The sequence below is a fragment of the Pseudomonas tohonis genome (genome assembly GCF_012767755.2).
Lineage (GTDB): Bacteria > Pseudomonadota > Gammaproteobacteria > Pseudomonadales > Pseudomonadaceae > Metapseudomonas > Metapseudomonas tohonis.
This window is the reverse complement of record NZ_AP023189.1, coordinates 6,580,715-6,590,081: the sequence shown is the minus strand read 5'-3', so window position 1 is coordinate 6,590,081 and position 9,367 is coordinate 6,580,715. Positions and strand designations below refer to the sequence as shown.

3 protein-coding genes are annotated in these 9,367 nt (G+C 68.9%); all 3 read left to right on the top strand.

Annotation, left to right across the window (positions count from 1 at the left end; all coding sequences use genetic code 11):
- Positions 1–89 precede the first annotated feature (89 nt).
- The 3 genes from HSX14_RS30175 to HSX14_RS30165 all read left to right on the top strand — a co-directional run bounded on the left by HSX14_RS30175 (position 90) and on the right by HSX14_RS30165 (position 9,354).
- A complete protein-coding gene (locus HSX14_RS30175; protein WP_173179056.1) occupies positions 90–968 on the top strand; it encodes a peptidylprolyl isomerase in 879 nt (292 codons plus the stop codon).
- On the top strand, positions 955–1,824 hold the full coding sequence (locus HSX14_RS30170) for a peptidyl-prolyl cis-trans isomerase (protein WP_173179058.1): 870 nt from the start codon (positions 955–957) through the stop codon (positions 1,822–1,824). Before HSX14_RS30175 ends, HSX14_RS30170 begins: the two co-directional genes overlap by 14 nt.
- Before the next feature lie 147 nt (positions 1,825–1,971).
- Positions 1,972–9,354 (top strand): hypothetical protein, encoded by a 7,383-nt coding sequence (locus HSX14_RS30165; RefSeq protein ID WP_173179060.1) that lies wholly within the window; start codon positions 1,972–1,974, stop codon positions 9,352–9,354.
- Positions 9,355–9,367 lie beyond the last annotated feature (13 nt).

The following is a 9,367-nucleotide window of genomic DNA, read 5'->3' as shown; positions in this document are numbered from 1 at the left end:
TTTGTGAGTCGAGTCACACCCCTGTTTGTGGCCGACCTGTATATCGCACCCGCGATAAAAGGAATTTGACCTTATAAAGGTGGTGATCCATGAAGCAGTTCCCACGCCTCGCCTTGGCGTCCTCGATCCTGGCCCTGCTGCTGGCGGGCTGTGATTCCTCCAGCGATTCCATCGCCGAGGTGAACGGCAAGCCGGTCACCCAGGCGCAATTCGATGCCTTCCTCAAATTCAAGCGCGTGCCGGCGCAGAACACCCAGTGGGTCAGCCGCGAGCTGGACGAGTACCTGGAGCGCGAGGGCCTGGCCGGGCAGATCGAGGCCCAGGGCCTGCTGCCCGCCGAACAGGTCGAGACCGAGGTGGCCGAGTTCCGCAAGCAGATGCTGATCAGCCGCTACTTCGAGGAGTTCCTCCGCGAGCGGGTGACCGACGAGGCGGTGCGCAACTTCTACGCCACCAACCCCGACCAGTTCCAGGCGCGCAAGGTGCACGTCGCCCACATCCTCCTGCGCACCAACCCCGGCATGAGCGAGAACGAGCGCCAGGCGTTGCTGAGCAAGGCCCAGGAAGTGCAGTCGCGGATCAACGCCGGCGAGGACTTCACCGCGCTGGCCGCCACCTTCTCCGAGGACCAGCTGTCCGCCAAACAGGGCGGCGACCTGGGCTGGCTGCAGGAAGGCGCCATCGACCCGGCCTTCAGCGGCAAGGTATTCGCCATGAAGCCGGGCGAGGTGTCCGAGCCGGTGGTGACCCCCTTCGGCTTCCACGTGATCAAGGTGATCGAGGGGCCGCAGGTGGTGAAGCAGCCGTTCGAAGCGGTCAGCGGCGACATCCGTTATCGCCTGCGCCAGGAAGCCAAGCAGGCCGAGCTGGAGCGCCTGAAGGAAGCGGCGAAGATCGACCGCAAGACGCCACCGGCCGCGGCCGAGGGCACCGCCGCCAAGGAAGGCGAAGACCGTGCCGCGGGTTGAATGGCCGCTGGGCTGCCTGGTGGCGGCGGTGCTGCTGGCCGGCTGCCGTGACGACGACGGCGCCGAAGCCCTGGCGCAGGTGCCGGTCGAGCCTTCGGCGACCCTGGTCACGGTGGACGACAGCCCCATCACCCGGGCCCAGCTGGAACTGACCGTCGAGCGCACGCTGGGCGAGTCGGCGCCGCTGTTCGCCAACGACGAGGTGGAACGCAAGATCCTCGACAGCCTGGTGGCCAGCCGCGCCATGGCCCTGCTGGCCGAGCGCGAGCTGGACGCCGGCGAGCGCGCCCAGCTGGACCTCAAGGCCCAGGCCTACCGCGAGGAACTGCTGGTGCGCCATTACCTGGAACAGCACGCCACGCCGGAACCGGTCACCAGCGAGCAGGTGGCCGACTACTACCAGCGCCACCCCGAAGAGTTCGGCGGCGGCGTGGAGAAGAGCTTCGAGATCATCGCCAGCGACCAGGCGCTGGAAGAGCCCCAGCGTGCAGAACTCATCGCACTGCTCAGCGGCGCCGAGGCCAAGTCTCGCGACTGGCAGAAGCAGGTGGCCGCCTGGCGCGCCGCCGGCAAGCCGCTGGAGTACCGCAGCAACCGCATCAAGCCCGAATTGCTGGAGCAGCCGCTGCGCGGCCTGGTGGAGTCCACCGAGGTGGGCAGCATCGCGCCGCTCCATGCGGATGGCCAGTTGCTGCTGGTGCGGGTGACGGGCGAGGAGCGCCTGCCGGTCAGGCCGCTTTCCGACGTGAGTGGCGAGATACGCGAGAAGCTGGCGCCGCAGTCCCTCAAGCAGGCGGTGAAGAGCCTGAGCGAAGAGGCGACGCGCCAGGTGAAGGTGCAATACAGCTCGCGCTAGACGAGCCGATTGCAAAGGGCCGGCCGATAGGTGCCGGCAAAGGGAAACGGCAGGGCAGCCTGTACAACAGTGGACGGACGAACTATGGGGATGCTGGGGGGGCAGGGCAAGCGGTGCCGGTTGCTGGCGGGGCTGGCATGGCTCCTTTTGACCAGTGGCGGCCTGGCGCAGGCGGCCGAGTCCTGTCGCGCCCTGTTCACCGGCGGCCTGCAGACCCATGGCGCCGGAGGTGTCGTCTTCCAGTGGGGCGGCACGCTGCAGAACAACCCCAGCCAACTGATCGACACCCCCCGTGTGCAGAACCCCTGGGGCGCGCCCAGCTGCGGCAGCCGCGACTGCCAGGCCAGCGGCATGGGAGCCGCCGACTTCGCCGGCCTGGCACTGCCCGAGATCAAGGGCGAGCATGACCTGAGCCTGGGTTACCTGGGCGTGGGCGAGGCGGGCGGCGGCGATCTCAACCGCTACCGCACCATCAGCGTCGATGGCGGCGCGACCCTGTCCTTCAACGCCCGCCACCAGGCCTACTACATCCAGCGCCTGAGCATCGGCTATGGCGCCAAGGTCACCCTGGCACCCGGGCGCTACTGGATCGGCCAGCTGGACATGGCCTCCAGCAGCCAGCTGCTCATCGCCGGCGGCAATGCCCGGGTGATGGTCGGCTCGTCACTGAACCTGCCCTACCAGGCCAGCCTCAATGGCGAAGGCAGCGCCGAAGCGTTGCAGCTCTTCGTGCGCGGCAACCTGAGCCTCGAGTCGTCCGCCACCGTCGGCGCCCTGGCCTATGTGGAAGGGGATTACCGCGGGGCCTTCGCCTCGCGCCTGCGTGGCGGCCTCAACGCCCGCAATGCCGTGGTGGACACCGCCGCGCGCATCGAAACGCGCATGGACGCCATCGCCACCCTGGGCTGGAACACCCAATGCAGCGAGCGCCGTGACCTGGATGGCGACGGCGTGCTCGACCTGTTCGACGCGGACACCGATGGCGACGGCCATGACGACGAGACCGAGCGCCTGGCGGGCAGCGACCCGCGCAACGCCCAGAGCGTGCCCCAGGTGGCGCCGCCCACTCCCCAGCCGAGCCAGTGCACCGCGGCCTTCGCCAAGGGCCTGCAGAGCCACACCGCCGGCGGCCGCATCAGCTTCGGCCTCAACGCCCAGCTGCGCGATGGTGTCTCCGCCTACCTGCCGGCCAGCCGGGTCGATAGCAGCTTCGCCTCCCTCAGCCGCAGTTGCGGCACCCAGGATTGCCAGCCCAGCTACACGCCTGCGCCCGTTCCGCAACTGCCGGCCTTCCTCAAGACCGGCTCCAGCTTCAGCCAGGACCTGGGCTACGGCGCCACGCAGGTGATGGACGGCAGCCGCACCGAGTGGCACCGGCTGAATGTCGCCGGCATGGCCACCGCGCGTTTCACCAAGCCGGGCGCCTACCGCCTGCGGGAAGTGGAAGTGGGCTACCGCGGCACCCTGGAACTGTCCGCCGGCGACTACTGGATCGAGAAGCTGACACTGGCCAGCGAGGCGCGCATCGTCCCGCGTGGCGCCGGCACCGTGCGACTGCACGTGGCGCAGAACCTCGAGCTGCCCTGGCAGGCGCGCTTCAACGCCGAGGCCTCCGGCCAGGCCCGCGACCCCTCGCAGCTGCTGGTGCTGGCCGAGGGCAACGTGGTGCTGGGCTCCAACACCACGGTGTCCGGCTTCGTCTACGCCCGGGGCAACCTGACCCAGCAGTACGCGTCCCAGCTCACCGGCGGTGCCGTGGCCGCCAACCTGTCCCTGGAGACCCAGGCCCTGGCGCGCCAGGACCTGGCCGCGCTGGGCAAGCTGGACTTCGGCCTGCTGTGCGACCTGGACGGCGACGGCATCGGCGACAACCTCGACCCGGATCGCGACGGCGACGGCATCTCCAACGACTACGAGATCCAGCTCGGCTACAACCCGGACGACAAGAACAGCACGCCGCCGGATATGGACAAGGACGGCATCCCGGACGCCCTGGACGATGACCGTGACGGCGACGGCGTGGCCAATGCCCAGGACGCCTTCCCGGACGATCCCAGGGAAAGCCGCGACCTGGACGGCGACGGCATCGGCGACAACGCCGACACCGACCGCGACGGCGATGGCGTTTCCAACGACATCGAAATCCAGCTCGGTTTCGACCCCAACGACAAGAACAGCACCCCGCCGGACCTGGACAAGGACGGCATCCCCGATGCGCTCGATGACGACCGCGACGGTGACGGCGTGCCCAATGCCCAGGACGCCTTCCCGGACGATCCCAAGGAAAGCCGCGACCTGGACGGCGACGGCATCGGCGACAACGCCGACACCGACCGCGATGGCGACGGCATCGCCAACGACTACGAGACCCAGCTGGGCTTCGACCCGAACGACAAGGCCAGCACCCCGCCGGACATGGACCGCGACGGCATCCCCGACGCGCTGGACTACGACCGCGATGGTGACGGCGTGGAGAACGACAGGGACGCCTTCCCGGACGATCCCAGGGAGAGCCGCGACCTCGACGGCGACGGCATCGGCGACAACGCCGACCCGGATCGCGACGGCGACGGGATTTCCAACGACTACGAGACCCAGCTGGGCTTCGACCCCAACGACAAGGCCAGCACGCCGCCGGACCTGGACAAGGACGGCATCCCCGATGCGCTGGACGACGACCGTGACGGCGACGGCGTGCCCAATGCCCAGGACGCCTTCCCGGACGACCCCAAGGAAAGCCGTGACCTCGACGGCGACGGCATCGGCGACAACGCCGACCCGGATCGCGACGGCGACGGTATTTCCAACGACTACGAAACCCAGGTCGGCACCGATCCGGACGACAAGGCCAGCGTGCCGCCGGACCTGGACAAGGACGGCATCCCGGATGCGCTGGATGACGACCGTGACGGCGACGGCGTGCCCAACGCCCAGGACGCCTTCCCGGACGACCCCAAGGAAAGCCGCGACCTCGACGGCGACGGCATCGGCGACAACGCCGACACCGATCGCGACGGCGATGGCATCTCCAACGACTACGAGACCCAGGTCGGCACCGACCCGGACGACAAGGCCAGCGTGCCGCCGGACCTGGACAAGGACGGCATCCCGGATGCGCTGGACGATGACCGCGACGGCGACGGCGTACCCAATGCCGACGATGCCTTCCCGGACGATCCCAAGGAAAGCCGTGACCTCGACGGCGACGGCATCGGTGACAACGCCGACACCGACCGCGATGGCGACGGCATCTCCAATGACTACGAAATCCAGCTGGGCACCGACCCGGACGACAAGGCCAGCGTGCCGCCGGACCTGGACAAGGACGGCATCCCCGACTCGCTGGACGATGACCGCGATGGCGATGGCGTACCCAACGCCGACGACGCCTTCCCGGACGATCCCAAGGAAAGCCGCGACCTGGACGGCGACGGCATCGGCGACAACGCCGACACCGACCGCGACGGCGACGGGATTTCCAACGACTACGAAACCCAGGTCGGCACCGACCCGGACGACAAGGCCAGCGTACCGCCGGACCTGGACCGCGACGGCATTCCCGATGCACTGGATGATGATCGTGACGGCGATGGGGTGTTGAACCCCGACGACGCTTTCCCGGACGACCCCAAGGAAAGTCGTGACCTCGACGGCGACGGCATCGGCGACAACGCCGACACCGATCGCGACGGCGATGGCATCTCCAACGACTACGAGACCCAGCTGGGCTTCGACCCCAACGACAAGGCCAGCGTGCCGCCGGACCTGGACAAGGACGGCATCCCGGACGCCCTGGACGACGACCGGGACGGCGATGGCGTGCCCAACGCCGATGACGCGCTGCCCGATGATCCGACCGAGACCCGTGACATGGACGGCGACGGCATCGGCGACAACGCCGACCCGGACCGTGACGGCGACGGCATCGCCAACGACATCGAGATCCAGCTGGGCTTCGACCCCAACGACAAGAACAGCACGCCGCCGGACCTGGACAAGGACGGCATCCCCGATGCGCTGGACGACGACCGCGATGGTGATGGCGTGCCCAACGCGCAGGACGCTTTCCCGGACGACCCCAAGGAAAGCCGTGACCTCGACGGTGACGGCATCGGTGACAACGCCGACACCGACCGCGACGGCGACGGGATTTCCAACGACTACGAAACCCAGGTCGGCACCGACCCGGACGACAAAGCCAGCGTGCCGCCGGACCTGGACAAGGACGGCATCCCCGACGCGCTGGACGACGACCGTGACGGTGATGGCGTGCCCAATGCCCAGGACGCCTTCCCGGACGATCCCAAGGAAAGCCGTGACCTCGACGGCGACGGCATCGGTGACAACGCCGACACCGACCGCGACGGGGACGGGATTTCCAACGACTACGAAACCCAGGTCGGCACCGATCCGGACGACAAGGCCAGCATGCCGCCGGACCTGGACAAGGACGGCATCCCGGATGTGCTGGACGACGACCGCGACGGCGATGGCGTGCCCAATGCCCAGGACGCGTTCCCGGACGATCCCACCGAGAGCCGCGACCTCGATGGCGACGGCATCGGCGATAACGCCGACCCGGACCGCGATGGCGACGGCATCTCCAACGACTACGAAACCCAACTCGGCTTCGACCCCAACGACAAGGCCAGCACGCCGCCGGACCTGGACAAGGACGGCATCCCCGATGCGCTCGATGACGACCGCGACGGCGACGGCGTACCCAACGCCCAGGACGCCTTCCCGGACGATCCCAAGGAGAGCCGTGACCTCGACGGCGACGGCATCGGCGACAACGCCGACCCGGACCGCGACGGCGACGGCGTCAGCAACGACGACGAAGTGGCGGCCGGCACCGACCCGAACGACCCCACCAGCTTCCCGGATCGCCAGCCGCCGGTCGTGGCCATCGAAGGGCCCGAGGTCATCAGCGTCAACGAGGACAGCGTCACCCTGCGCGGCAGCGCCAGTGACAGCGCCTCGGGCGTGGCGCGCCTGGAGTTCGCCTCCGACCGCTTCCCCGGCACCCGCTTCGCCGTCACCCTGCAAGGCAGCCAGTGGACAGCCAGCGTACCGGTGCTCGAAGGCACCAACCGGCTGACCCTGACCGCCTTCGACAAGGCCGGCAACCAGGCGAGCCTGGTACGGACGGTCGAACGCCAGCCGCTGGCCAGCGATATCGCCCTGACGGTGGATTACCCGCTGCCGGGCGCCACGGTGAAGGACGCCAGCCTGGTGGTGCGCGGCCAACTGCGCAGCGACAAGGCCGCCCAGCGCATGGAAGTCCTGGTCAATGGCCAGCCCGCCAGCTTGTCGGCCACCGGCCAGGTGACCCTGTTCGGCTTCCAGTCGGCCCCCATCACCCTGCAGTCGGGCCCCAATACCCTGACCCTCCAGGCGTGGGTGGACCAGCGCAGCATCCAGCGCAGTATCGTGGTGACCTACCAGCCGCCCCAGGCCAGCTTCAAGCCGCCGCGCTTCGACAACCTGTCGCCCGCCAACGGCAGCCTGCTGCCGGGCAATGGCTTCATGCTCGGCGGCCAGGTGTTCGCCGAGGCGGGCCTGGAGCGCATCAGCGTCGCCGGGCGCAACCTGGTGTTGCGCGAGCCGGGCGCCCAGCTGTACGACCTGCGCGAGGCGCTGAACGTACCGGTGGGGCAGAACAGCTACTCCGTCGAGCTGGTGGCCCGCGACCGCAGCGGCCAGGAGACCCGCCAGACCCTCAGCTGGAAGCTGGACCAGGAGCCGCCGCAGATCACCCTCGACCAGGCCCTGGTGGAGCTGCCGGCGAAGAACCGCGTCGGCGAGCAGCCCTATCCCATCAAGGGCACCCTGCGCGAGGCCAACCTGTCGAGCTTCCAGATCAACGGCAACGACGTGACCCTGGAGCCTGGTGGCCAGGCGGGCGAGTTCCGCTTCGCCAGCCGCATCGCACTGCCCATTGGCCAGCCCGTGAGCGTGACCCTGGTAGCCCGCGACCAGGCCGGCAACCAGCTGCGCCGCGAGTACAGCCTGGAGCTCTCGGCCCAGGCGGCGATCAACTGGGTCATCCCCACCGAAGGCACCGAACTGCTCAACCTGGGCGAGCCGGTCTCCCTGCAGGTGGCGGCGCGCATCGAGGACCTCAGCGGCCTGCTGGCGCCCCGCGCCATGCTGCTGGCGGCCAACGGCGACCTGATCGCCGACGCACCGCTGACCGGTGACACCACGCTCAAGAGCGCCACCCTGCAGATTCCGCCGCAGAGCGGCCGGTATCAGCTGCTGGCGGTGCTCCAGGGCGGCAATGGCCAGGTGGTTGCGCAGAGCGCGCGGTCCATCTCCCTGGTCACCCCGCAGCAGTTGCCGGTGGCCCTGGAGCGTGTCGAGCCGGCGAACAACGCCCGCTTCGTCGAGCCCAACGGCTTCATCAGCCTCTACTTCAACCAGGCCATCGACCTGGCCAAGCTGGAGATCAAAGTCCACGAGACCGCCCACGGCATGAGCTACGTGGACCTCGACGGGCTGGGCACCAATGCGCTCAAGGCCCAGGGCTACCAACTGGTGCGGGTCGACCGCGACCACCAGGCCGTGGTCGGCGCGCTCTCCGAACTGCCGGGCAGCCAGGTGATCGCCTTCTATCCGGAGAAGGACCTGGCCTACGACGCCGAGGTGTCGGTTGAGGTGCGCTACGACGGCCAGGAGCTGGAGCGCCTGCGCTACCGCACCCGGCCGCTGCCGACCTTCATCTCCGGCGTGGTGCTGGACCAGCTGCAGGAGCCGGTGGCCAACATCGAGGTGCGCCTGGAAGAGCTCAACCGCAGCGTACGTACCAACCGCGACGGCGCCTTCAACTTCGGCTTCGGCGACACCGCCGAGCAGGCCATTCCCGGTGGCCAGTACCGGCTGCTGCTCAACCCAGGCTCGGGCAACCGTGGCTACGGTGCCGACAGCCGCAGCGTCACGGTCCAGGGCGGCGAACGCAACGACTTCGGCCAGATGCAGCTGGCGCAGCTCAACACCACGCTGCCCTACGTGCCGGTGAAGGGCGGCAGCCAGCTGAGCCTGCTGGAGGGCGAGTTCAAGCTCGACCTCGGCGGCGCACGCCTGGTGTTCCCCGATGGCCGCCAGGAAGGCGACCTGCATGCGCAGATGCTGCAGTTCAGCGAGCTGCCCTACCCGGTCGAGCCGCTGGCCATGCCCTACTGGATGTACGCGCTGCAGCCCGCCGGGGTGAGTGTGCAAGGCACGCTCAGCGTCGACCTCGCTGCCCTGCGCCTGGGCAATACCCTCGACTACCTGCCGCCGGACGGCTCCTACGTGGTGATGGTGGGGCTGGATCGCCAGGCCGCGCGCATCGTCCCCGTGGGCGTGGGCGTGATCGGCAACGGCCGCATCCGCAGCCAGGGGGTGCTGGCCCAGGACAACCTCGATCTCTTCGGCTTCGCCCTGGCGGGCCTCGAAGCGCAGCCCGCGCTCAAGGCCTATGCCGACGGCGAACTCAACCTGCGCCAGCTGCAGGCCGAACTCTATCGCTTGAACAAGGGCCGCTGAGGCGGCCAAGGGA